At 67.1% G+C, this 23,772-nt stretch carries 23 protein-coding genes and 1 riboswitch; of the genes, 10 read left to right on the top strand and 13 right to left on the bottom strand.

What is annotated here, in order from left to right; all coding sequences use genetic code 11:
• Nucleotides 1–55: 55 nt before the first annotated feature.
• A complete protein-coding gene (locus tag C1O66_RS12975) occupies nucleotides 56–1,282 on the bottom strand; it encodes a multifunctional CCA addition/repair protein (RefSeq protein ID WP_102768267.1) in 1,227 nt (408 codons plus the stop codon).
• 186 nt (nucleotides 1,283–1,468) lie between these two features.
• On the opposite strand from C1O66_RS12975, the gene C1O66_RS12970 reads away from it, so the two are divergent.
• Complete coding sequence (locus C1O66_RS12970; RefSeq protein ID WP_102768266.1) at nucleotides 1,469–1,990, top strand: FxDxF family PEP-CTERM protein; 522 nt, start codon at nucleotides 1,469–1,471, stop codon at nucleotides 1,988–1,990.
• Between the two features lie 74 nt (nucleotides 1,991–2,064).
• On the opposite strand, the gene C1O66_RS12965 is transcribed toward C1O66_RS12970, so the two are convergent.
• From C1O66_RS12965 to C1O66_RS12955, 3 genes are all read right to left on the bottom strand, one after another.
• Nucleotides 2,065–2,745, bottom strand: coding sequence for a glutathione S-transferase family protein (locus C1O66_RS12965; protein ID WP_102768265.1), 681 nt, complete (start codon nucleotides 2,743–2,745; stop codon nucleotides 2,065–2,067).
• Between the two features lie 157 nt (nucleotides 2,746–2,902).
• Nucleotides 2,903–3,919, bottom strand: coding sequence for a complex I NDUFA9 subunit family protein (locus C1O66_RS12960; protein ID WP_102768264.1), 1,017 nt, complete (start codon nucleotides 3,917–3,919; stop codon nucleotides 2,903–2,905).
• Nucleotides 3,916–5,928 (bottom strand): lytic transglycosylase domain-containing protein, encoded by a 2,013-nt coding sequence (locus C1O66_RS12955; protein ID WP_243392789.1) that lies wholly within the window; start codon nucleotides 5,926–5,928, stop codon nucleotides 3,916–3,918. Before C1O66_RS12955 ends, C1O66_RS12960 begins: the two co-directional genes overlap by 4 nt.
• 270 nt (nucleotides 5,929–6,198) lie before the next feature.
• On the opposite strand from C1O66_RS12955, the gene C1O66_RS12950 reads away from it, so the two are divergent.
• Nucleotides 6,199–6,882: a 5-formyltetrahydrofolate cyclo-ligase gene (locus C1O66_RS12950; protein WP_102768262.1), complete on the top strand. Its 684-nt coding sequence runs from the start codon at nucleotides 6,199–6,201 to the stop codon at nucleotides 6,880–6,882.
• Between the two features lie 13 nt (nucleotides 6,883–6,895).
• The gene (locus C1O66_RS12945; protein WP_133155202.1) at nucleotides 6,896–7,798 is read left to right on the top strand and encodes a hypothetical protein; all 903 of its coding nucleotides are present in this window, start codon (nucleotides 6,896–6,898) and stop codon (nucleotides 7,796–7,798) included.
• 6 nt (nucleotides 7,799–7,804) lie between these two features.
• Here C1O66_RS12945 and C1O66_RS12940 read toward each other — a convergent pair whose 3' ends face one another.
• Nucleotides 7,805–8,878 carry a LysR family transcriptional regulator gene (locus tag C1O66_RS12940; RefSeq protein ID WP_102768260.1) on the bottom strand — a complete coding sequence of 358 codons (1,074 nt, stop codon included), beginning with the start codon at nucleotides 8,876–8,878 and terminating at the stop codon, nucleotides 7,805–7,807.
• A gap of 134 nt (nucleotides 8,879–9,012) precedes the next feature.
• On the opposite strand from C1O66_RS12940, the gene C1O66_RS12935 reads away from it, so the two are divergent.
• Nucleotides 9,013–9,345, top strand: a complete 333-nt coding sequence (locus tag C1O66_RS12935) for a DUF2917 domain-containing protein (RefSeq protein ID WP_102768259.1) — start codon at nucleotides 9,013–9,015, stop codon at nucleotides 9,343–9,345.
• Nucleotides 9,346–9,375: 30 nt separating this feature from the next.
• On the opposite strand, the gene C1O66_RS12930 is transcribed toward C1O66_RS12935, so the two are convergent.
• The gene (locus tag C1O66_RS12930; RefSeq protein WP_102768258.1) at nucleotides 9,376–9,774 is read right to left on the bottom strand and encodes a TfoX/Sxy family protein; all 399 of its coding nucleotides are present in this window, start codon (nucleotides 9,772–9,774) and stop codon (nucleotides 9,376–9,378) included.
• Between the two features lie 109 nt (nucleotides 9,775–9,883).
• Between C1O66_RS12930 and C1O66_RS12925 the strand changes: the two genes are divergently transcribed.
• Both C1O66_RS12925 and pepQ read left to right on the top strand, forming a co-directional pair.
• Nucleotides 9,884–10,447, top strand: coding sequence for a 5-formyltetrahydrofolate cyclo-ligase (locus C1O66_RS12925; RefSeq protein ID WP_102768257.1), 564 nt, complete (start codon nucleotides 9,884–9,886; stop codon nucleotides 10,445–10,447).
• Between the two features lie 37 nt (nucleotides 10,448–10,484).
• Complete coding sequence (pepQ, locus tag C1O66_RS12920; RefSeq protein ID WP_102768256.1) at nucleotides 10,485–11,807, top strand: Xaa-Pro dipeptidase; 1,323 nt, start codon at nucleotides 10,485–10,487, stop codon at nucleotides 11,805–11,807.
• 744 nt (nucleotides 11,808–12,551) lie between these two features.
• Here pepQ and C1O66_RS12910 read toward each other — a convergent pair.
• The 6 genes from C1O66_RS12910 to C1O66_RS12885 form a co-directional block, all read right to left on the bottom strand.
• Nucleotides 12,552–13,178 carry an OmpW/AlkL family protein gene (locus tag C1O66_RS12910; protein ID WP_102768254.1) on the bottom strand — a complete coding sequence of 209 codons (627 nt, stop codon included), beginning with the start codon at nucleotides 13,176–13,178 and terminating at the stop codon, nucleotides 12,552–12,554.
• A gap of 149 nt (nucleotides 13,179–13,327) precedes the next feature.
• Complete coding sequence (gene metF / locus C1O66_RS12905; protein ID WP_102768253.1) at nucleotides 13,328–14,173, bottom strand: methylenetetrahydrofolate reductase [NAD(P)H]; 846 nt, start codon at nucleotides 14,171–14,173, stop codon at nucleotides 13,328–13,330.
• Entirely contained in the window at nucleotides 14,170–14,946 is a 777-nt protein-coding gene (locus C1O66_RS12900) for a TlyA family RNA methyltransferase (protein ID WP_102768252.1), read from the bottom strand. The genes metF and C1O66_RS12900 overlap by 4 nt, the downstream gene beginning before the upstream one ends.
• 151 nt (nucleotides 14,947–15,097) lie before the next feature.
• Nucleotides 15,098–16,534: an adenosylhomocysteinase gene (gene ahcY / locus C1O66_RS12895; protein WP_102768251.1), complete on the bottom strand. Its 1,437-nt coding sequence runs from the start codon at nucleotides 16,532–16,534 to the stop codon at nucleotides 15,098–15,100.
• Between the two features lie 132 nt (nucleotides 16,535–16,666).
• A riboswitch (S-adenosyl-L-homocysteine riboswitch) is annotated at nucleotides 16,667–16,789 on the bottom strand.
• An 80-nt stretch (nucleotides 16,790–16,869) separates the two neighbouring features.
• A complete protein-coding gene (locus tag C1O66_RS12890; RefSeq protein ID WP_102768250.1) occupies nucleotides 16,870–17,973 on the bottom strand; it encodes a DNA glycosylase AlkZ-like family protein in 1,104 nt (367 codons plus the stop codon).
• 11 nt (nucleotides 17,974–17,984) lie between these two features.
• Nucleotides 17,985–18,647 (bottom strand): DUF2238 domain-containing protein, encoded by a 663-nt coding sequence (locus C1O66_RS12885; RefSeq protein WP_102768249.1) that lies wholly within the window; start codon nucleotides 18,645–18,647, stop codon nucleotides 17,985–17,987.
• Nucleotides 18,648–18,826: 179 nt separating this feature from the next.
• Between C1O66_RS12885 and C1O66_RS12880 the strand changes: the two genes are divergently transcribed.
• Both C1O66_RS12880 and C1O66_RS12875 read left to right on the top strand, forming a co-directional pair.
• Nucleotides 18,827–19,792: a chemotaxis protein CheX gene (locus C1O66_RS12880; protein WP_165794596.1), complete on the top strand. Its 966-nt coding sequence runs from the start codon at nucleotides 18,827–18,829 to the stop codon at nucleotides 19,790–19,792.
• A 99-nt stretch (nucleotides 19,793–19,891) separates the two neighbouring features.
• On the top strand, nucleotides 19,892–20,263 hold the full coding sequence (locus tag C1O66_RS12875) for a response regulator (protein WP_102768247.1): 372 nt from the start codon (nucleotides 19,892–19,894) through the stop codon (nucleotides 20,261–20,263).
• Nucleotides 20,264–20,570: 307 nt separating this feature from the next.
• Here the strand turns inward: C1O66_RS12875 and metK are convergent, their stop codons facing one another.
• Nucleotides 20,571–21,749, bottom strand: coding sequence for a methionine adenosyltransferase (gene metK, locus C1O66_RS12870; protein WP_102768246.1), 1,179 nt, complete (start codon nucleotides 21,747–21,749; stop codon nucleotides 20,571–20,573).
• Between the two features lie 177 nt (nucleotides 21,750–21,926).
• Between metK and C1O66_RS12865 the strand changes: the two genes are divergently transcribed.
• The gene (locus C1O66_RS12865; RefSeq protein WP_102768245.1) at nucleotides 21,927–22,853 is read left to right on the top strand and encodes a lysophospholipid acyltransferase family protein; all 927 of its coding nucleotides are present in this window, start codon (nucleotides 21,927–21,929) and stop codon (nucleotides 22,851–22,853) included.
• On the top strand, nucleotides 22,854–23,741 hold the full coding sequence (locus C1O66_RS12860; RefSeq protein WP_102768244.1) for an LpxL/LpxP family acyltransferase: 888 nt from the start codon (nucleotides 22,854–22,856) through the stop codon (nucleotides 23,739–23,741).
• Nucleotides 23,742–23,772 lie beyond the last annotated feature (31 nt).

Genomic DNA, 23,772 nt, shown 5'->3' with positions numbered 1-23,772 from the left:
CCTCGCCCCCATCACTGAAGCTGAGCTGCCCCCGTGAATCCGCGTTTTTTATCAGTTATTCGCCCAGCGCCGCGAGCCTCGCCCGCTGCACCGCCTGCCCGATCTCCGGCCCCTTGCGCCCCTCGGCCAGCTCCTGCGCGCTGACGGCCGCCAGGTCCACCGCCTGCACGGCGCGCAGGTCCTTCAGCAGTCCTTCACGCTGCGGGTAGGGCCGGTCTTCCAGCCCCAGCCGGCCGCGGGCATCGCATTCGCAGGCCCAGAGCAGCTGCTCGAAGCGTTCGGGCCGGCGCCAGGCATCGCAGCGTTCCATCAGGCGCAGGCGGGCTTCGGCGCTGAAGGCTTCGCTCTGGTGCACATGGGTATGTTCGCGCGCGACCAGCTCGGCCAGTTCGCGGCAATCGCTGGGCACGCGCCAGCGTTCGCTCAGGCGCCGCACCAGGGGCAGGCCGCGGCCTTCGTGGCCGATGTGGCGGGGCAGCACATCGGCTGGCGTCAGGCCCTTGCCCAGGTCGTGGCAGAGGCAGGCATAGCGCACCGTCAGCGGCGCCTGCTGCAAGGCGCATTGCCGCAGCACCATCAGCACATGGACGCCGGTGTCGACCTCCGGGTGATGGGCGGCGGGCTGGGGCACGCCGAACAAGGCGTCCAGCTCGGGCGCCAGGCGGGCCAGGGCGCCGCAGTCGCGCAGCACCTCGATCATGCGTTCGGGCCGCGCCTCCATCAGGCCTTTGGCGAACTCCTGCCAGACGCGCTCGGCCACCAGGGCATCGACCTCGCCCGCGGCCACCATCTCGCACATCAGGGCCTGCGTCTCCGGCGCCACGCTGAAGCCTTCGAAGCGGGCAGCAAAGCGGGCCAGGCGCAGGATGCGCACCGGGTCCTCGGCAAAGGCCGGCGAGACATGGCGCAGCAGCTTGTCGGCCAGATCGCGCCGGCCGCCGTAGGGGTCGATGATCTGGCCGCCGTCGTCCTGGGCCATGGCGTTGATCGTGAGGTCGCGCCGCGCCAGGTCCTGCTCCAGCGTCACATCGGCCGCCGCATGGAAGGCGAAGCCGTGGTAGCCGGGCGCCGTCTTGCGCTCGGTGCGGGCCAGTGCGTACTCCTCATGGGTCTCGGGATGCAGGAAGACCGGGAAGTCGCGGCCCACGGCGACGAAGCCGGCCTCCCGCATCTGGGCCGGGTCGCCGCCCACCACCAGCCAGTCGCGGTCTTTCACGGGCCAGCCCAGCAGGGCATCGCGCACCGCGCCGCCGACCAGGAAGAAAGCTTGCTTCGTTGTCATGAGGTGCTGCTTGTGTGTTCGAACAAGGGGCCGCCAATCTTCTGTGCGCTCTTCGCGCTGCGAGCCCCGCGGATCGGGGGGGTGTTCAGGGGTGAATGTCGGTACAGTCGCGCTGAGCGCGCCGATTGAGCGCGGCTCAGCGCAGGCGATCATGCCAGTGCAAGCACACCACGGACGGAGTTGAGTATGTTGATGCGCAAGATGATGATGAATCTGAATTCGGTGTTTGCCGCGTCCGTGCTGGCCGTGTGTGCAGGTGGCGCGTCGGCCGCCACGTTGAGCGAAGCGAGTTATTTTGACGGCAGCACCTTTGTCTACGAGTTCGGTGCTCGCCAAATCACGGCTGCGGATGCGGCCGGCTCCTTTTCCTTTTTGCTGAACGCCAGCGATTTCGGGTTCAGCTCCCTGCTGGGCAGTTACGCCGTGTCGGGTGACATCAGCGGCAGCCGTTTCCAGATCTCCGAGGTCAAGATCAACGGCACGGCCTGGGTTTTGGGCGCCAGCGGCAGCAATATCGACCTGGGCTCGCTGAGCTTCCCGGACATCAATTCCGTGGAAGTCACCGTGTCTGGCGCGCGTCTGGGTGCCGGCGCCAACTTTCAGGGTTCGTTGGTGCTGACCCCGGTGCCGGAACCTGAAACCTATGCCCTGCTGCTGGCGGGCCTGGGGGTCGTGGGTTTTGTCGCTCGCCGGCGCAAGGCGGTCTGAGCGGACGAGAAGCCAGTTTCCCCATGAAAAAAGCGCCGTGAGGCGCTTTTTTTGTGGTCGGCCGCGTGCGAGCCTCAGGCTTGGGTTCGGTAGGGCTCATCCTCGGCGATGAAGTCGCGCTCGGCCAGGGCATCGGCCACGAAGGCCTGCACCGCCGGGTGCGCCTCGATGGCCTGCACATAGGCCTGCGCCGCGGCGGTCAGCGGCAGGCCGTAGCGGGTGACGCGCATCACCACCGGGGCGAAGTAGGCGTCGGCCGCGCTGAAGGCGCCGAAGAGAAAGGGCCCGTCGCTGGCGGCCAGGGCCTCGCTCCAGAGCGCGTCCACGCGGGCCAGGTCGGCCTTGAGCTTGGGCTCGGTGGCCAGCAGGCGGGTGCCCACCGCCTGCAAGTCCGCGTCGATATTCATCGGACACAGGCTGCGCAGGGTGCCAAATCCGGCGTGCATCTCGGCACAGAGGCTGCGGGCGCGGGCGCGCTGGCGGGCGCCGCGCGGCCAGATGGCGTGCTCGGGGTGCTGCTCGGCCAGGGTTTCGGTGATGGCCAGGGTGTCCCAGATGACGAAACCATCGTCTTCGACCATCAGCGGCACCTTGCCCACCGGAGTCAGCGCGGCCAGGGCCTGATAAAAGGCCGAGCCGGGGGTGAAATCAAAGCGCAGCTTCACCTCCTCGAAGGGGATGCCGAAGGCCTTGAGCAGCACCCAGGGCCTCATGGACCAGGAGGAGTAGTTCTTGTTGCCGATGTAGAGCTTCATGGGGTGGGTTCTTTCTGGTCGTCGGACGGGCTTGCAAAGAGCGGCCAGCTTAGCGAGCCAGGCCGCTGAAACTGAAAGCCAGGCCGCTGATATTCACGCATGAGCTTGATGCGCTGAACGCATCAATGCATGCCCGCGGCGGGCCTTGGGCTTCGCCTCAGCGCCCCGCCTTCATGCGCCAGGCATCGAGCCGTCCGCAGCCCTGTTGCTCGGGCCGCAGGTAGTCGGGCGCCACGGCCGCCATGGCGCTGGGCGCGATGCCCAGCTCGGCCAGGCCCGGCAGGGCCGGGCCGCTGAGACCGGCCACATTGGGCACGCGCATGGAGCCCAGGTTGTCACGCGACATCAGCGGCTCGCCCGGCATCAGCTCCATCATCAGCGCCTGTGCCCAGGCCAGGGGCGCGGGCAGGGGCAGGATGGGGCGCGGGTGGCCGCTCCAGCGGCCGGCCCGGCGCACGATCTCGGCCAGGCTCAGCACCTCGGGGCCGGCGATCTCGTAGGTCTGGCCGATGGTGGCCGGGTCGGCGATGCAGCGCCGGATGGCCGCCGCCACATCCTCCACCCAGACCGGCTGAAAACGCGCCTCGGCGCCCGCCAGCGGCATCAGCGGGAACAGGGCCTGCAGCTTGGCGAACAGGTTGACGAAGCGATCACCCGCGCCGAACACCACCGAGGGGCGCAGGATGCTGAGGTCCAGATCGGGCGAGGTCTGCAGCACCGCCTCGCCCTCGGCCTTGGAGCGCAGATAACGCGAAGGGCCCTCGGTCTGCCCATCGACCGTGGCGCCCACGCCGAGGGCGCTGATGTGGATCAGGCGGCGCACGCCGGCCGCCCGGCAGGCGGCCGCGATCTGGCGCGGCAGCTGCACATGGTTGCGCTGGAACTGGGCCTCGCTGCCTTGCAGGATGGCGATCAGATTGACCACCACCTCGTGGCCGGCCACCAGGGCTTGCAGGGTCTCGGGCCGGTGCACATCGGCCTGCAGCACGGTCAGCCCGGGCAGGCTCTGGATGGCTTGCAGGCCCGGCGCGTGGCCCAGGCGGCGCGTAGGCACGGTGATGCGGGCGCGGCCGCCCTGGGCCTGCACCAGCTGCTCGCACAGGGCGCGGCCGATGAAACCGCTGCCGCCCAGGATCAGGATGGACGGGCTGCTCGAATCGATGGCGATGCTCATGGCAGGGGCTGCTCCTCGGGAACGATGTCGGTGCCTGCGCTGCGCGGGCCGATGCTGCGCCCCAGGCGGCCCTTGAGGCTGCTGGCCTCGGGGCCCAGGCCCAGCAGCTGGGCGTAGACCGCGCTGTTGGTCAGCACCTTTTTCACATAGTCGCGGGTTTCCAGAAAGGGCACGTTCTCGGCCCAGATGGCCGCCTCCAGCACAGGGCCATCGCGCCAGCGGCGCGGGCGGCCCGGGCCGGCGTTGTAGGCGGCTGCGGCCATGGCGTAGGAGCCGCCGAAGTCATCAAGCACCAGCTTCAGGTAATGGGTGCCGATGCGCAGATTGAAGTCCTGCGTCTTCATCAGCTCGGGGCTGTAGCTGAGGCCGGCCTTCTTGGCCGTCCAGCGCGCCGTGGCCGGCATCACCTGCATCAGGCCCGTGGCGCCGACAGATGAGCGGGCGTCGGCGATGAAGCGCGACTCCTGGCGGATCAGGCCGTAGACAAAGGCCGGGTCCAGGCCGGCCTCGCGGGCTTGACCGAGCAGGGCGTTGCGGAACGGGGTGGGGAAGCGCTGGGCCAGGTCGAACTCCTGGCGGCTGCGGTCGCTGCTGTTGATGCAGCGGTCCCAGAGTTCGCGCTCGCAGGCCAGCTGGGCGGCGGCGCGCAGCTCGCGGTCGTTCAGGCCGCGCAGGGAGAAGTTCCATTCGCGGTTGCCCTCGCTGCGCAAGCCCAGCTGGATCAGCATCAAAGCCCGGCCCAGGCCCGGGTGGGCTTGCGCCTGGTTGCGCTCGGTCGGGCTCAAGGCGCTGGGGGCGGGCGGCAGGGCGGGCTGCAGGCCCAGCTCTTCGGCGGCCAGGCGGCCGTAGTAGTGCAGGGCGGCCTGGGGAGCTTCGGCCATGGTCTGCAACAGCTTGCGCGCTTCGTCCCGCTGCGCTTCGCCGGCGGCGCCCGGCGCGGCCGTGGCCAGCAGGGCGCGTGCGCGCCAGTAGGGCCAGGGCGGCAGGTCGCGCGCTTCGCGCAGCTCGCGGGCCTGGCGGGCCTCACGGGCCTCGCGGCCGTGACGCAGGCCTTCATCGGCGCCGGTCAGCAGATCCAGACCTTGCAGGGCCTGGGTCCAGCGGCCGCTGCGCAGGGCGGCGCGCACGATCCAGGCGCGGGTCTCTTCGCTCCACTCAGGTGCCAGTCGCCCCTGGAGCTTGAGCGCGCGCTCGAAGTGATCGCTGGCCTCGGCTTGCAGCTTGAAGGCCGCTTGGCGACCGATTTGCGCCCAGGCCCAGGCCTGCAGGTCTTGCGGCAGCTCGCGCTGCCAGCGCTTGTTCATGGCCTCGGCCGCAGCGCCCGGGTCGGTGGCCGCCAGCCGCATCAGTCCCAGGGTGGCCAGTTCGGTGTTCTGCCGGGGGCCGCCGCGCGCCTTGCGCGCCATGTAGCGCGCAGGGTTGTCGAGCAACTCTTTCAGGGCCAGCTCCACGGGCTTGCCCAGCAGGCTGGCGGCTTGACGTGCGGCCGGCAGCTTGAGCGATTCAAGCGAGAGTCGCAGCTTGAGCCAGAGGTCGGCCTGGTTGAACTGCTTCTGGTCCAGCCAGGTGCTGGCCAGCAGACCACAGCCTTCGCTGGCCTCGCGTTGCGCGAGCCAGGCGGCGCGGGCCGCTTCGCGCGCCACGGGCCGGCCGTTGAAATGCTCGGCCAGCAGGGCGTAGCAGGCGACCTCGCGGTCGTCGCGCATCTGGTAGGCGGCGTGGTCCTTGGCGAAGTTCTTCCAGTCGCGGCGGCGCCCCAGTTCGAGCAGCCAGTCGTTGCGCAGGCGGTCTTCGACGTAGGAGCCGGGCCAGCGGGCGTAGAAAGCGTCCAGCTCGGGCTGCGCGGCTTCGGCCAGGCGCTGGCCGATCTGCCAGTAGTCGACCCAGGGGGCCAGCGGGTGTTTGAGCTCCTGCGCTGCTGCATTCAAGGCCGAGAGTCGGGCGCGGTTCTTCTGGCGCAAGGTGTCCTGGGCTTCCAGGATCAGCTCCGGGCTGGCGCTGGTACTCACAAGGGCCGGGTTGCTTTGGGCCCGGGCCGGCGCTGCGCCCGAGCCGAAGCCTCCGGCAATCGCACAGGCCGCCAGGGCCAAGGCCCATGGACGCACACGGCCTGCGCGGCGATCGGGGGCATCCCCAGCCTGAGTCCTCACTTCTGCTTCATATACTGCCAAGAACATGGTCCCACTGCTTTCTGCGACTGCGACTGCTTTGTTGTTTCTTCCACATCACACGGATCCAGGCGGGCCCAGTGGGCCGCGCTTGCGCAAGGACTGCGCCTCATGAGCGATACACCGGCTTCGCCTTCATCGTCTGCTTTATCCGCACACACCACACTGTCTCACGAGCGACCGGCCCTGCGCGCGCAATTGTTGGCCCAGCGCAGCGCCTGGTTGGCCACCCCGACCGCTCATGCCGCGAGTGCAGCGCTGGGCTTGCAGCTGCGTGAGCTGCTGCGCCAGCTGGCGCCGCAATGCCTGGGGGTCTATTGGCCGCTGGACGGCGAGTTCAATCCCGGCCCGCATCTGCTGAACCTGGCCGCTATGCTGGAGACCGAAGCCGCCGCCGATGAGGACGACGACGAAGCCTTCGACGATGACGGTCCTGCCGAGCCCCTGCAGTTCGCTCTGCCGTTTGCCTACAAATCGCCGCGCCGCATGGACTACCGCCGCTGGGATGGCCCGCTCGACGGCCCGGCGCCGGCACTGCTGGACGAGTGCGGCATTCCGAGCAGCAAGGGGGCGGTGGTGGTGCCTGATGTGGTGCTGGTGCCTTGCGTGGGCTTCACCCGCGAGGGCTACCGACTGGGCTATGGCGGCGGCTATTACGACCGTTGGTTGGCGGCCCACCCAGGCGTCACCAGCATCGGTCTGGCCTGGAGCTTGGGCGAGGCGTCCTTTGCCGTCGAGCCGCATGACCAGGCCTTGACCCTGGTGCTGACTGAGCGCGAGGTGATTTCGCCTTGAGCCGCTTGTGGGAGTGTGCGAGTTGAAGGGCGCGCTGAGCCGCCGGAGCTGCCTGGGCCGTGCGCTGTCGGCCCTGTCTGCTGCAGTCTTGCCGCCATCCGAGGCCATGGCGGGCGAGGCCGTGCCGAGCTCCATACAGGCTGCGGTTCCGGCCGATGTGATGGTCGACTACGGCCGTTTTCTGAACCGCCGAGACCCGTTGACCCTCAGCGATTTTTCCGGCCCGCACTCGCGCCGCGATGTGGTCGAGGTGGTGCTGCTGCACCAGGCTTTGGCCCTGGGCGGCTGGGCCCAGCCGCTTGAGTTTGTCGACATGCCCTCGGGCGAGCGCCTCTTGCGCGAGATCAGCTCCGGCCGCCTGATTTGCAGCGCCACCACCTACTGGGAGCAGGACATTGCCGGCGCTGGCCCGGGCGTGATGCTGAGCCGCCCCATGGTGCAGATGGGCGAGTTCGAGGCCGGCCTGTACACCGTCGAGAGCAACCGCCAGGCCCTGAGCGCGCGCAGCTTGGCCGATGTGCAGGCCTTGAGCGTGCTGTCCAACCGCAACTGGGTGGTCGACTGGGCGACGCTGGAACAACTGGGCATCCACCGGCGCCAGCACGTCACCAACTGGGAGCTGATGCCGCGCATGGTGGAGGCGGGCCGGGCCGATCTGCTGCTGGCGCCTTTCCAGGCCACGCCCGATCTGTCGCTGACCGTGGGCAAGGTGCGCCTGGTGCCGATCCCGGGCCTCAAGATCAGCCTGCGCGGCACCCGCCACTACCTGCTGGCGCGCGAGCACCCGCAAGGCTTCGGCCTGCGCAGCGCTTTGGACATCGGCCTGCAGCGTCTGCTGCAACAAGGCGTGGTGCGCAAGGCCTACACGCAGTCGGGCTTCTTCAATAGCAAGACGGCGTCCTGGGCCCGGCTCTAGCCGGATTCAGGCCTCGGCGGGCCTGTTGCTTTCTGATTCGCTTGCTGTGTTGGCTGCTGCTTCGGCTGCTTCGGCTGTTGCGTCGGCCTCGCCAATGTCCGCCCGTGTCTGCGCCGCCTGCGCGCTGACCCAGTCGCAGAACTGGCGCACTTCGGTGCGCTCGCGGCTGTGGCGGGATTGCAGCTGCCAGTAGGAGATGGGGCTGCTCATGCGGCCGGCCGGGCCGAAGGGCTCGACCAGATCGCCGCGATGCAGCTGTTCGCTGACCAGGGCCACGCGCGCCAGTGCCACCGCTTGTCCGGCCAGGGCTGCTTGCACTTGCTGGTAGGTGAAGTTGAGGTACATCCAGCGGCGCGGCTGCAGCTCGCCCACGCCATGCGTGCGCAGCCAACGGCGCCAGCCCAGGTATTCGGTGCTGGCGCGCGAGTCGTCTTCTTCGGCCAGGCTGTAGGCGGCCAGATCGGCCGGTCGGCGCAGGGGAGGGGCTTCACCGGCCGCGGCGCGCTCGGCGGCCCAGCGGCCGATGGCCGGGGTCAGCGTCTCGCCGAACAGGCGCTCGGCACCGGGCGGCGTCTGTTCTTTCGAGATGTAACGCAGGGCCACGTCGAACTCGCTGTCGTCGAGATCGATCACCACATCATTGGCCGAGACGCGGATGTCGATGTCCGGATGTTCGCGCTGGAAAGCCTCCAGCCGCGGGATCAGCCAGAGCGAGGCGAAGGAGGCAAAAGTGGTCACATTGACCACACGCCGGCCGCGCGACTGGCGGATCTGGCGCACTGTCTGATCCAGCCGTTCGAGCAAAGGCAGGACCTGCTGGCGCAACACCGCGCCGTCGGCGCTCAGTTCCACGAAACGCGTGCCGCGCAGGAACAAGGTGCAGCCGATCTCGTCCTCCAGCGATCGGATCTGGCGGCTGATGGCCGATTGGGTCAGGTGCAGCTCTTCAGCCGCGGCGCGAAAACTGAGCAGACGGGCCACCGCCTCGAAGGCGCGCAGAGGGCCGATGGACAGCGGCCGCTGCCGGCTGGACAGGGGCAGCCGCGCGGGTTGCGGGTCGGAGGGGTGCTTGCCATTCATGCGCGAATGGTATCAATCGTCTGCGGCAGTCTCATTGGACGCCGCTCCGGGGGAACCCTAGTATTCACTCATGTCCATGAGGGTGTTTGCAAGGTCTGTGTCACCTCGGGACGGGAACAGCGGGAGCAGTAATCATGAGTGAATCGCAAGCATTGTGGCGCCTGGCCGAGGGCGAGGCCCTGAGTTTCAAGATCGGCCCCGGGGCGCGCGAGCTGCGCGTGAGCAGCGGCCGCCTCTGGTTGACCCAGCCTGGCTGCCCCGACGCACCTTCAGAGGATGTCTGGCTGCAGGCCGGTCAATCCTTGGCCCTGGCCTCGGGCAGCCAGGTGGTGATCGAGGCCTGGCCGCAGGCCGACTTCCAACTGCTGGTGCCGCCCTCGGCCTGCCCGGCGCTGCAGGCGCGGCTGGGTGAGCGGCGCGCGGCGGCTCAGGAGCGGAATGCCATGGGCTGCCTGGCGGCAGCCTGAGGCTTGACGTCTGAAACCTGAGGCCGCACTTCAGCGCGGCGCTGCCTTCTTGGCGGCGGCCGGCTTCTTTTTCGCCGCAGGTTTTGGGGCCTTGCTCGCCCGCGCCCGCAACGCGGCCCCCAAGGCCAGGCGCGCCCAGGGCACCATCAGAGCGGGGGACTCCATGGCCTCCTCGGGCGCCACAAAATAGCCCAGGCTCAAGACCTGACCTTCGCGCTCGTACTGGAAGGGCGCGCAGCCGGCGGCTTCGAACTGCGGCCGGCTTTCGGCGTCGGCTTTCAGGTAGAGCTGATCGAAGGCAATCAGGGCGATGAAGATGTCGTCGACATAAATGCCCCAGCCGCCAAACATGCGTCGGCTGCGCAGCGGCCCCAGCGGGGCCAGCAGCTCCAGGCTGTGGTGGAGCAGTTCTTGGGAATCCTTGGACATGGGTCAAATATAGGGGCTGTTCCTGCCTGGGCGCGGCGCGAAGTCCGCTCACAATCGCGGGGCCTTCCGAATTGCCTGCCCGAATGTTCCCAGGGAGTTGTCAGTGGACATGAACGACCGCGCCGCCTTGCGCCACAAGCTGATCCAGGATCGCCTGAACCTGCCCCACCGGCTGGAGCTGGCCGAGCAATTGCAAAGCGTGCTGCGGGTCTGGCTGGTGCGGCGGCGTGAATTGACCATTGGCGCTTACTGGCCGATCAAGGGCGAGTTCGATCCGCTGCCGGCGCTGTACCGCTGGAGCGAGGCGCACCCGGATCGACGCATCGGCCTGCCGGTGGTGGACAAGGAGCACGGCACGCTGCGCTTCCACGTCTGGTATCCCGGCTGCCCGATGGAGGACGATGCCTACGGCATCCCCAAGCCCAAGGACACCGCCACGTTTGAGCCGCAGCTGCTGCTGGTGCCCTGTGTGGGTTTCGGGCCCTTCGGCCTGCGTCTGGGTTATGGCGGTGGTTTCATGGACCGCACTCTGGCCGAGCTGCAGCCGCGGCCGGCCACGGCGGGGGTGGGCTATGCCCATGGCTTTCTGCCCATGCTCAAGGCCGAGCCGCATGATGTGCCGCTGGATGCCGTCTTGACCGAAGAAGGTGTGGTCTGGGACCGCGAAGGCTGAGCATTCTTCAGCCCGCCATGGCCGACAATCCGCAGCCATGAGCACGACGACCTACGCCCAACACCTGGCCCAGCTGCAAACGCAGCTGGAAAGCGCCCTGGCGCGCACCGGCTTTGACGCGCTGCTGATCGCGTCCGGCATCGAGAAGTACGCCTTCCTTGACGACCGGCCCTATCTGTTCCAGCCCAACCCGCATTTCAAGCATTGGTTGCCGCTGACCCAGCATCCCAACAGCTGGCTGCTGCTGCGCCCCGGCCACCAGCCGCGCGTCGTCTACTACCAGCCCGACGATTACTGGCATGTGCCTCCCAGCGCGCCGACTGGTGAGTGGGTGCAGCATGTGGAGCTGATCGTCATCAGCCGCGCCGAAGACGCCGCCGCCCATCTGCAGGTGCCGGGCCGCCTGGCCATCATTGGCGAGGCCGATGCCGCGCTCGAAAGCGTGGTGCCCAACAACCCACAAGACCTGATCCATCTGCTGCACTACCAGCGCGCCTTCAAGACGGCCTACGAGCTGGAGCAGATGCGCGCCGCCTCGCGCCGCGCCGCGCCGGCCCATCTGGCCGCGCGCGATGCCTTCCTGGCCGGCGGCTCGGAGGCTGAGATCCACCGTGCCTATCTGATCGCCGCCGGCCACACCGACCGCGATCTGCCCTACGGCAATATCGTCGCGCTCAATGAACATTGCGCCGTGCTGCACTACCAGTACCAGGACACGCAGCGCCCGGCCCAGAGCCGCAGCTTCCTGATCGATGCGGGCGCGCAAGTGAACGGTTATGCCTCGGACATCACGCGCACCTGGTCGGCCGGTGGTGCCGGCAGCGCCGAGTTCGACGCCTTGCTGGCCGCCATGGAGTCAGCCCAGCTGGCGCTGGTGGACGAGGTCCGCGCCGGGGTGGACTACCGCGACATCCACCTGAGCACCCACCGCCGCATCGCCGCCATCCTGCAAGACCAGGGCCTGGTGCGCATGAGCGTGGAAGCGCAGCTGGCCGAGCGCGTGACCAGCATTTTCTTCCCTCATGGCATCGGCCATTTGCTGGGCCTGCAGGTGCACGATGCGGGCGGCTTCATGGCCGATGAAACCGGTGCCGTTTCGCCCAAGCCAGAAGGCCACCCCTATCTGCGCCTGACCCGCCCCCTGGCGGCCGGCATGGTGGTGACCATCGAACCGGGCCTCTACTTCATCCCGACCCTGCTGCGCCAGCTGCGCGCGAGTGCCTCGGCCTCCAGCGTGGACTGGGCCAAGGTCGAGCGCCTGAGCCGCTTCGGCGGCATCCGCATCGAAGACGATGTGGTCTGCCGTGCGGAAGGCCCGGCCGAGAACCTGACCCGGGATGCGTTCGCGAGTTTGAGCTGAGGTTGATCGGGCGGGTCTCGGCACGAAGCAGCCTTTGGTTTTGCTCGTGAGGCCCTGCAGCCCGTGCCGCCGCCGGACTCATGGTTCCGGGGTCGGCCCTGACGGGCCGACTTCCCTGCGCTGCTCGCGCCTCGGGGCTGGCGCATAACTCACTCCGCTCCCTGCGTTCGCTTCGTTCAGACAGAAGCGCCAAGTCAGAACTTGAAGCGCGCGGGTACGCGCGCGCCCCGAGGCGCTGTGCTGCTCGGCCCTTCACAAATCGCCCGGCAGCGGCGCGGGCTGCAGGGCGCTTGCATCGCGGTCGATGTGCCTCATCAACGGTGGAACACGCCACCTCCGGAGGTGGCTCGGCCCGCCGACGGGCGATTTGTGCGCGGCCGAGCGCGCAGCGGAGCGGCTCATGCGCGCGTACTCGCGCGCTTCAAGCTCTGACTCGGCGCCACTGTTTGACCACAGTGAGCGCAGCGAACGGAGGGAGATTGGCGCCGCTGAGCCGCGAAGCGAGCAGCGAGGGAAGTCGGCTCGCAGAGCCGACCCGCGAACCATGAGCCCGGCGGCGGGACGAGACACCGCAGCGAGAAAGATCAAGACACCGGAGGTCCGCTATGTGCCGTTTCCAGCCGACGAAAAAAGCCGCTGCGCTTTCTTCAAGCTGCAGCGGCATGGCGTCTTGATCTCAGACGCGGCCACCGTTGAGAGTGGCGTTGGAGATGACAGCGTGAATCTGTCTGGGTGGGCGCCGAATTAGAAGCGGAAGCCCAGACCCACGCCGACCAGGGTGGGGTCGACCTTGAACTTGCCGACTTCGGTGCCGCTGGAGTAGACCTTGGTGCCGATCTGGACCTTCTTCACGTCCACGTTCAGGTACAGGTTCTTGCTCAGCTCGATGTCAGCGCCGACCTGGAAGGACAGACCGTAGCTGTTGCGCTTGATGCTGGGATGCAGGGCGGCGTCCACGGCGGAGTCGAACTTCACGGCCGAGAAGTTGGTGTAGTTCACGCCGGCGCCGACGTAGGGGCGGAAGCCGCCGGTCGGGTTGAAGTGGTACTGGGCCGACAGGGTCGGGGGCAGGTGCTTCAGCGAGCCGATGTCGGTGCCCTTGGACTTCAGGGTGTGCTTTTGCGGCACGGTCAGGATCAGTTCCAGGGCGAAGTTCGGGGTCACGAAGTAGCTGAAGTCCACTTCAGGGATGACCTTGTTGTTCACGGTCAGGCCCAGGCCGGTGCTGTCCTTGTTGGCCGAATCCAGGTTCACGGCGCGCACGCGCATCAGCCAGGGGCTTTCTTGGGCGGCGGCGTTGAAGGAAGCGCCAGCCAGGGTGGCGAGAGCCAGGGCGGCGGCGGCGGTGCGAGCAAAAGTCTTGGAGATCATTTTTTTGGCTTCCTAGGTATGGGATCAATCAAATCTGTTCCCGATGGAAGCCATTGAATCGCTGCGCAAGGGGTTAACCCTTGATCTGGCGCAAATGCAAAAAGGCCCTCGCGAGGAGGGCCGTTTGGAATTGATCTGACGCAAGAAACTCAGCCGAGGCCGAGGCGTTTGCACAACGCCAGCGTCAGGGTCGATTGATTGAGCGTATAGAAGTGGATGCTGGGCGCGCCGCCGGCGATCAGGCGCTCGCAGACGCGTGTCATCACCTCCAGGCCGAACTCGCGGATGCTGGCCGCGTCGTCCATATAGCCCTCCATCTTCAGCGCCACCCAGCGCGGGATCTCGATGCCGTCGCGTGCGGCGAACTGCGCGATGCGGGCGTAGTTGTGGAAGGGCATGATGCCCGGCACGATGGGCGCGTCCACGCCCAGCTTGCGCACTTCGTCGACGAAGTGGAAGTAGGCGTCCGGGTTGAAGAAGAACTGCGTGATGGCCGAGTTGGCGCCCGCGCGCATCTTGGCGGCAAAGTGCTGCAGATCCTTGGCCGCGTAGCGCTGCTGCGGGTGGTACTCGGGGTAGGCGGCCACTTCGATCTGCCAGTCCGGGCCCTGAGTTTCGCGGATGAAGGCGACCAGCTCCGAGGCATAACGGAATTCACCGGCGGTGGCCGTGCCGCTGGGCAGATCGCCGCGCAGGGCCACCACGCGGCGGATGTTCTGCGCGCGGTAGGTGGCCAGAATTTCGGCGATGTTCTCGCGCGTGGAGCCCACGCAGGACAGATGCGGTGCGGCCTCATAGCCGGCGGCCGCAATGTCCATCACCGTGCTCAGCGTCTTCTCGCGGGTGGAACCACCGGCGCCGTAGGTGACGCTGAAGTAATGCGGATTCAGCACGCTTAGGTCTTGCACCACGGTCTTGAGTTTCTCGGTGCCCACCGGGGTGTTGGGCGGGAAGAACTCGAAGCTGACGGGCACGCGGGGTGTTGCAGTACTCATGGCTTGTCTTTCGCATGCTCTGGTGCCTGCGCCCAGAGGAAAAATTCCTTGTTGCCGTCACCGCCGGTGATGGCACTCTCAAAATAGCCCAGCACCTGCCAGCCCTGATCTCGGGCGGCCTGGCGGGCCTGGGTTTCCAGCAGCGGGTATTGCTTGGCGTCCTTGACCAGGCCGCCGCGGGCCAAGGCTTTCTTGCCCAGCTCGAACTGTGGCTTCACCAGCAGCAAGACCTGACCCTGCGGTGCCAGCCAAGCCGCCAGATGCGGCAGCGCGCCCAGCATCGAGATAAAGCTGAGGTCGCCAACGATCAGGGCAAAGCCCTCGGGCGGCGCGTGCTGCGCCAGGGTCGAGCCGGCCAGCTCGCGCACATGCAGATGCTCCAACCCCACCACCTGGGGATGCTGGCGCAGCTGTTCATGCAGCTGGCTGTGGCCCACGTCCACGCCCACGACCTTGGCCGCGCCCGCTTTCAGCAGGCAATCGGTGAAGCCGCCGGTGCTCTGGCCCATGTCCAGCACCGTCAGCCCGCGCACATCCAGGCCGCTTTGCTGCAGTGCGCCCTCCAGCTTGAGCCCGCCGCGTGAAACAAAGCGCAGCTCCGCGTCATCGCTGACGCGCAGCTCACAATGCTCCGGCAACTCTTCACCCGCCTTGCGGATGGCCTGCCAGTCCTTGGGCGCCCGCCACTGCGCCGCGCCGGCCGAAATCAGCCGCTGCGCCGCCGAACGAGTCGGCGCCAGGCCTTTGGAAACTAACAGTTGATCAGCGCGCATAGGTGAAAAGGAAACTCGGTCTTGCCAGGGCGTAGCGAGCGGTGCTCAGGCTAGGCGGACGGAGCGCAGGAACCGGAAGGTACTTGGGGTACCTGAGGATTCCGAGCACCGCCCAACGACGCATGAGCGCCGCGCAGTAGCCCTCCGCCGATCAATAGCGGTAGGTGTTGGGCTTGAAGGGGCCGGTCTTGGGCACCCCGATGTACGCCGCCTGCTCATCGCTCAACTCGCTCAGCTGCGCATTCAGCGTGGTCAGCTGCAGGCGGGCCACCTTCTCGTCCAGGTGCTTGGGCAGCACATAGACCTTGCCGATGTCGTAGGCGTCCTTGTGGGCGAACAGCTCGATCTGGGCGATGGTCTGGTTGGCGAAGCTGGACGACATCACATAGCTCGGGTGGCCCGTGCCGCAGCCCAGGTTCACCAGACGGCCCTTGGCCAGCAGGATGATGCGCTTGCCATCGGGGAAGATGACGTGGTCGACCTGCGGCTTGATCTCGTCCCAGCCACACTTGGACAGCGAGGCGACATCGATCTCGTTGTCGAAGTGACCGATATTGCAGACGATGGCGTTGTTCTTCATCGCGGCCATGTGCTCGTAGCGGATCACGTTCTTGTTGCCGGTGGCGCTGACGAAGATATCGGCCTTGTCGGCCGCGTATTCCATGGTCACCACGCGGTAGCCTTCCATGGCGGCTTGCAGGGCGCAGATCGGGTCGATCTCGGTCACCCAGACTTGCGCCGACAGGGCGCGCAGGGCCTGGGCCGAGCCCTTGCCCACGTCACCGTAGCCTGCCACCACGGCGATCTTGCCGGCCACCATCACGTCGGTGGCGCGCTTGATGGCGTCCACCAGCGATTCGCGGCAGCCGTAGAGGTTGTCGAACTTGCTCTTGGTCACCGAGTCATTGACGTTGATGGCGCGGAACAGCAGGCTGCCCTTGGCGGCCATTTCGTTCAGGCGCAGCACGCCGGTGGTGGTCTCTTCGGTCACGCCGATGATCTCGGCGCTCTTGCGGGTGTACCAAGTCGGGTCTTGAGCGATCTTGGCCTTGATGGCGGCGAACAGGATGCGCTCTTCTTCGCTGCCCGGCTTGTCCAGCACCGACAGGTCCTTCTCGGCCTTCTGACCCAGGTGCATCAGCAGCGTGGCATCGCCGCCGTCGTCCAGGATCATGTTCGGGCCTTCGCCTGGCTCGCCCTTGCCGGCGAACTCAAAAATGCGGTGCGTGTAGTCCCAGTAGTCTTCCAGGGTCTCGCCCTTGTAGGCGAACACCGGCGTGCCACGGGCCACCAGGGCGGCGGCAGCATGGTCCTGGGTCGAGAAGATATTGCACGAGGCCCAGCGCACTTCGGCGCCCAGCGCTTGCAGGGTTTCGACCAGCACGCCGGTCTGGATGGTCATGTGCAGCGAGCCGGTGATGCGGGCGCCCTTGAGCGGCTGGGTGGCGGCGTATTCCTTGCGAATGGCCATCAGCGCCGGCATTTCGCTCTCGGCAATCGTCAGTTCCTTGCGACCCCAGGCGGCCAGGGACAGATCGGCAATGTGGTACTGGTCAGCGGCCAGCGAGGTGGTGGTTTGGGCGGTCATGGATCAGCTCCTTCATGCGAAATATGAAGCCGCTGCATTCATTGCCTGGAGGAGGGGGAGGACGAAAAAAACCGGTTCGGTGCTCCGAACCCTGGTTTGATGCATGCAACCGTTCACCCACGCAAGGACGTCAGCGGGTGAGCGCGGTTGCCAATGAACAGGGCCGAGGGGATGACGAGGCCGCTGTGCAAATTTTTCCGAGCCTGGCCTGGGGGTCTGAAGCCAGACCGGCAGGTTGCAACGCTCCTCGGAACGGACGAATTCTAGTCGCAAGCGCCACTTTCGCGCTTGGAACAGGCCAGGTTTTCCCGCCAATCCCGGCCCGAGCTCAGGACTCAGGGGGCATCCACACCCAGGAAGCGGGCCATGGCGGCCAGTTCTTCGTCCAGCGCGGCGCTGAAGCCGGGCTCGCGGGGCGCCCTGCCGGCCACATAGCCCAGCTGTGCCTGCAAGCGCCCCTCGGCGCTGCTGACATTGCCCCAGCCGATCACCTCGCCGCGCCAGAGCAGGGGCAGGGCGTAGTAGCCCAGCTTGCGCTTGGGCGCGGGCGTGTAGGCCTCGAAACGGTAGGCCCAGCCCCAGAATTGTTCAAAGCGCAGGCGGTCCCAGACCACGGGGTCGAAGGGGGCCAGCAGGCGCACGGCCTCGTCCAGCTTCCAGCGCTTGGAGCCGGGGTTCTCGCCCTCGGGCCAGAACCAGGTCTGGCCCTCGACCTGGGCCTGGGGCCAAGTCTTGCGTACCTGGGCCAGCACCTGGCGCAGTTCGCCGCGCAGATGCGGCGCGCCATAGCCTAGCAGGCTGCACAAATGGCCGAGGCTGCGCGAAGGCAGGGGCGCGTACTTGGCCAGCACCAGATCCAGCAAGGCCTGGGCTTTCTCGTGCGGTGTGCGCGGATCGGGCGTGTGGGCCACGGCGCTGTAGATGCGCTGGCCTTGCTCACGCTGCTGCACGCGCAGCAGGCCTCGGTAATGCATGCCGTCCAGCAAATGGGTGGTGGCATTGCTGCTGCCGCCCCAGGCATTGCGGGTGGAGCCCAGATTGAAATGCTGCTGGATCTCGCGCGGGTGGCAGGGGCCCTGCGCTTGCACAAAGGCCTGGATGGCCTCGGCCTGAGCGCGCGTCTTGGCGTCCCAGGCGCGCTTGGCGCTGCGCGGATGCATGAGCTTGAGGTGCTCGCGCGGCAGGAAGCCGTAGTTGACCAGGCAATCCTCTTCCACCGCCAGCCGGGTGTAGCGGCGCTCCAGATCGCCAGCGCGGTAGTCCTTGACGCGGTGCCTCAGGGTCAGGTCTTGCGCGCGCGCCGGAGCGCGGATCGGGTCGGCCTGGACAAAGCCCAGGCGCTGGATGGCCTGGGGCAGGCTGGTGGGCTTGAACAGGCTGCGCGCCACGGCGTAGCGGCGCAGATCGGGCAGGGTCAGGGTGAGGGCGGCGGCGGGCATGGGCTTTGGTGTCAGTTCTGCGCGAGGCGCTCTAGCGCGCGGTCATGGGCGCGCGCCAGCAGCAGCTGGGCCAGCATGGCGCCCAGCCAGGCCAGGGCCATGTCTTTCTGCGTGTCCCAGGGGTCGCCCTGGGCGCCCAGGAATTCATCGGCGCCCTGACCCAGGGCCACCGCGGCGCCCCATTCGATCAGTTCGTAGATGGCGCTGATGGCCAGGCAGCAGGCCGTCACCACGGTGAACAGCCAGCCGCCGCGCTGCAGCCCGGTCTTGCGCAGCAGCAGCTCGCGTGCTGCGATGGCGGGGATGAAGCCTTGCGCCAGATGGCCGAGGCCGTCGTAGGGATTGCGGCCCAGGGCCAGCATCTCGCGCAGCCAGTCACCCAGGGGCACGCGGGCGTAGCTGTAGTGGCCGCCAGCGATCAGGATCAGGGCGTGGACAAAGATCAGGCCCAGCAGCAAGGGCGTGAGCGGGAAGCGCCGCTGCGTGGCCAGCAGCAGCGGCCAGACCAGCAGCACCGGCGCCACCTCCATCCACCAGGTGGCGGCATCGAAGGCACCCAGGCGGCTCCAGGCCAGCACGGCGAGATTGAGCCCGGCCAGCAGGGCCAGCTGTGTGGCGCTGAGCTGCGCCGGCGGGGTGAATGGGGTCGAACGGGACGAGGGTACAGCAGGCATGCCGGCATTGTGGCCGCCGCCCGAGGCGGGGGCGTCAGGTGAAACCTGGGCTGCTGTGCGATCCCCGGCCTGCAATTGCCCTCAACCTTTGCCGCCGGCTGCCGAAAACCGAGAACGCCCGGGCCACTGGGCGGTGTCGGCCTGCGTGCAGGCCAGGATGGCTTTTCCGTGGACGCATCATGACCGAAACCACCCAACTTGAAGCCAAGGTACTGCTGCTGGAGCATGACGCCGCGCAGTACCAGGTGCTGACCGAGTTTTGCCAGTCCGTGGGCCTGATGGCCTTTCCCCGCTCGTCAGCCGATGCCTTGGCCACCCTGGCCCAGAACAAGGACCTCGGCGGGGTGCTGCTGGCAGAAGACCTGCCTTGCGAGGGCGAGGACGGTCTGCACCTGGCGCGCGCCATCCACAAGCTGCGGCCCGAGTTGCCCATCTTTTTGCGCCGCACCACCGACCGGCCGCTCACGCCCGAGGAAGAAAAAGTGGTGCGCCACCGCTGGAACACCGGCGATCTGGATCACCTCAAGGCCGCAGTCGAGTACTCCATCTTCAGCCTGCGCTACCCGACGCGCCTGGTCTACGGCATCGTCGAGCTGACCCGCTCGGCCCTGGCCGCCATGTTCCCCAATGCCCTGGTGGTGTCCGAGTCGCCCTATGTGGTGCACGACCGCATCATCCACGGCGAGGTCTCCACCCTGATCGCCATCGAGAGCACCTGGTGCCGCGGCTACATGATGCTGCAGACCGAGGAAAGCGCGCTGCGCCAGGGCCTGATCCAGGGCTTCAGCTACGCCGGCATCGGAGGCGACCTGAACTTTCGCGAGCTCAACCACATGCTGGGCGAGACCACCAACCTGATCTGGGGTGCGTTCAAGAACCGCTACATCCCGCCCAAGGCCTTTGCCAACCAGCAGACCCAGGTGCCCATCGTCATCAACCACGAGCACAAATACATCTCCTTTGGCTCGCAGGACCCGCAGCTGTGCATCCGCTACCAGCTCTCCGATCCCTTCCGGCCGGGCCTGCCGCCGCTGATGATCGTGCAGCGCTTCATCTTCAATCTGCACTGGTCGCCCGATGAGTTTGCCGAGTTCGACGCCGAGGCGCCCGAGGTCGGCCCCACAGGCGAGCTGGAACTCTTTTGAGCGTTGAGCGCGGCCAAAGCTCTAGCCCAATATTTTACATACTCAATCAATCAATCAAGCCCAGCGTGACCCTCGAGGTTGGCGCGAGGAGGAAACAAGATGGCGAATGTTCTGGTGGTTGACGACTCCAACACCATGCGCGAAATCGTGGCCGGTTACCTGAGCCAGAACGGCTTTCAGGTCGCCGTGGCCACCGATGGGCGCGATGGCCTGCTGCAGCTGCGCAGCGACCCCGGCATCAAGCTCATCGTCAGCGATGTCAACATGCCCAATATGGACGGCCTGACCATGGCCGAGAAGATCCGCAAGGAGCTGGGCAACAAGGATGTGCGCATCATCATGCTCACCACCGAAGACAACCCCGCCATGCGCTCGCGCGGCAAGGATGTCGGCGTGACCGGCTGGATCGTCAAGCCCTTCCGCGGCGATGCGGTGCTGGCGCCGTTCAAGAAGTTCTGCGGCTTGAGCTGAAGCGCGCAGGCCAAGAAAGAAGGCCGCTCCGGGGATGCCGGAGCGGCCTTTTTGTTGGTTCGGTGTTCGCTGGCGTTTACAGCCCACCCGCGGCACGCAGTGCTGCAGCCTTGTGGTCTTCGCTCACATCGCTGCGCGATATGAGCAAAGCCCCAAAGCGGCGGGTTCGCCTTCGGCGTCCTCTGGCCCTTAAAGGCCAGCCGCTGCACGCAGCGCAGCCGCTTTGTCAGTCCGTTGGTCTCTGCTCACGTTGCTGTGCAACATGAGCATCGCCCACGAACCGATGCCTCGCTGGCGCGAGGTGGGCTTACAGCCCAGCTGCAGCACGCAGTGCTGCAGCCTTATCGGTCCGTTCCCACGTGAACTCGGGCTCTTCGCGGCCGAAGTGGCCGTAGGCGGCTGTCTTGGCGTAGATCGGGCGCAGCAGGTCCAGCATCTGGATGATGCCCTTGGGGCGCAGGTCGAAGTGCTCATTGACCAGGGCGGCGATCTTGTCGTCGCTGATCACGCCAGTGCCTTCGGTGTAGACCGTCACATTCATCGGGCGGGCCACGCCGATGGCGTAGGCGACCTGGATCTGGCACTGGCGCGCCAGGCCGGCGGCGACGATGTTCTTGGCCACATAACGGGCGGCATAGGCGGCCGAGCGGTCGACCTTGCTCGGGTCCTTGCCCGAGAACGCGCCGCCGCCGTGCGGGCAGGCGCCGCCGTAGGTGTCGACGATGATCTTGCGGCCGGTCAGGCCGCAATCACCTTGCGGGCCGCCGATGACGAAACGGCCGGTCGGGTTGATCAGGTACTTCGTGTCCTTCAGCCATTCCTTGGGCAGCACCGGCTTGATGATCTCCTCGATCACCGCCTCGATGAACTCGGGCTTCATCTTGGCGCCGTCGCTCATCTCGGGCGCGTGCTGGCTGGACAGCACCACGGTGTCGATGCTGTGCGGCTTGCCGTCCACATAGCGCATGGTCACCTGGCTCTTGGCGTCCGGGCGCAGGAAGGGCAGGCGGCCGTCCTTGCGCATCTGCGCCTGGCGCTCGACCAGACGGTGGGCGTAGTAGATCGGTGCCGGCATCAGCTCGGGCGTCTCGTCGCAGGCGTAGCCGAACATCAAGCCTTGGTCGCCGGCGCCGATGTTCAGGTGGTCGTCGCTGGCGCGGTCCACGCCCTGGGCGATGTCGTTCGACTGCTTGTCGTAGGCCACCAGCACGGCGCAACCCTTGTAGTCGATGCCGTACTCGGTGTTGTCGTAGCCAATGCGCTTGATGGTGTCGCGCGCCACCTGGATGTAATCCACATGGGCGTTGGTGGTGATTTCACCGGCCAGCACCACCAGACCCGTGTTGGTCAGGGTTTCGGCTGCCACTCGCGACAAGGGGTCTTGGGTGAAGATTGCGTCGAGAATCGCGTCAGAGATCTGGTCAGCCACCTTGTCCGGGTGACCTTCAGAAACCGATTCCGAAGTAAAGAGAAAATCGTTCGCCACTTTTACACTCCTTTGATAGTTCGACGGCGTTGCCGGACTGTCTGGTTTGGAGACGCGGCGAACGCTTTAGCAGCATTTGTTGAGCATCGCTGCCCGGCGGGACTTCAATCACATGAATAAAGCCCGCATCGCCCCGCAAGTTGTTCAGTAACTCGGCGATGCGCTGATTATAGAAATATGTTCCTGCTCCTTCGCCTTCTTTCTAAATGTCCCTTGCGTCTGCTCCATGCCGTCGGCGCGATGGCGGGCTGGCTGACCTTCTGGGCCTCGCCGACCTACCGGCGCCGTTACCGCGCCAATGTGGCTCAGGCCGGCCTGGCCTGGTCGGCCGTGAGCGATGGCGTGGCGGCGGCGGGGCGCATGATTGCCGAGCTGCCCTGGCTCTGGCTGCGCCCGCCGGGCACGCCGCTCGGCGAGCGCGTCCGCTGGGACGGCGCCGAGCTGATCGAGCAGGCCTTGCAGGACCGGCGCGGCCTGGTGCTGATGACGCCGCACCTGGCCTGCTTCGAAATCTGCGCCCAGGCCTATGCCGAGCGATTTGCCGAAAGTGCCAATGCCCCCATCACCGTGCTGTTCCGCCCGGCCCGCCAGGCCTGGCTGCGTGAGGTGGTGGACGGCTCGCGTGGCCGCCCGGGCCTGGAGACGGCGCCGGCCAACCTGGCCGGCGTGCGGCAAATGATCCGCGCTCTGCGCCAGGGCCACACCATCGGCCTGCTGCCCGACCAGGTGCCGCCCGAGGGCCTGGGCGTCTGGGCGCCGTTCTTCGGCCATCCGGCCTACACCATGACCCTGGCCAGCCGCCTGCTGCAGCAGACCGGCGCGCGTGCCCTGCTGATTTGGGGCGAGCGTCTAGAGAAAGGCCAGGGTTTCGTGGTGCATGTGCGACCCGGCCCCGAGATCGGCCGTGAATTGACGCCAGAATCGGCCGCCCTTCATATCAATCGATCCATGGAAGAGCTGATTCTCCAAGCGCCCAGCCAGTACCTCTGGGGCTACCACCGCTACAAGCAGCCACGCGGCCTGGACATCGGTGCTGCGCCGACGGCCGTGCCGGCGCCAGCGGCTGGACCTGCAGCCGGTCCTGTCGTTGAGTCGGAGCGCTGAATGCTGTCCATCTGGGGTGCCAAATTCCTGATCGGCCTGCTCTGGCTGCTGCACTTTCTGCCGCTGCCGCTGCTGGCTGCCCTGGGCCGCGGCCTGGGGGCCTTGCTGTGGTGGGCGGCCCGCTCGCGGCGGCGCATCGCCTTGCGCAATATCGAGCTCTGTTTTCCGGAGCTGAGCGCGACCCAGCGCCTGGCCCTGGCGCGCGAGCATTTCGCTTGGATGGGCCGCAGCGTGCTGGAGCGCGGCCTGCTCTGGTTCGCCCCGGCCGAGCGCCTGCAGCGCCTGATGACGATCAAGGGCGACATCCAGCTGGCCCAGCGCGCCGAAACGCCGGTGATGTGGTTGCTGCCGCATTTCGCCGGCCTGGAGTGGGCGGCGCCGGCCCTGATGCTGAACCAGACCTGCCCCGGCGTGGATGTCTACTCGCGCCAGAGCAATCCGGTGTTCGACGCCCAGCTGCTGGCCGGGCGCGCTCGCTTCGGCAAAACGGCGTTTGTGGATCGCCACGACGGCATCCGCCCGGTGCTGCGCCTGATCCGCGAGGGCTATGCCTTTTTGAATGCGCCCGATATGGACTTCGGCGCCAAGGACTCGGCCTTCATCCCCTTTTTCGGTGTGCCCGCCTGCACCCTGCTGGCCCCGGCCAAGATCGCGCGCAGCATGGGCATGACGGTGCAGCCCCTGGTGGTGACCATGAAGCCGGGCGGTCAGGGCTATCTGATCGAGGCCTTCGAGGCGCCGGCCGGCTACCCCAGCGGCGATCTGGAGGCCGATGCGCGCACGCTCAACGCCTGGTTGGAGGCGCGCATTCGCGAGAATCCGGCCCAGTACCTTTGGGTGCACAAGCGTTTCAAGACCCGGCCCGAGGGTGAAGCTTCTCTGTACTGAGCCGGGCGGGCGGAGGCCTGGCCTGATAATG

The organism is Paucibacter aquatile (genome assembly GCF_002885975.1).
Lineage (GTDB): Bacteria > Pseudomonadota > Gammaproteobacteria > Burkholderiales > Burkholderiaceae_C > Paucibacter_A > Paucibacter_A aquatilis.
Note: the sequence above shows the minus strand (reverse complement) of the source record. Positions and strands in the feature narration are given on the sequence as shown.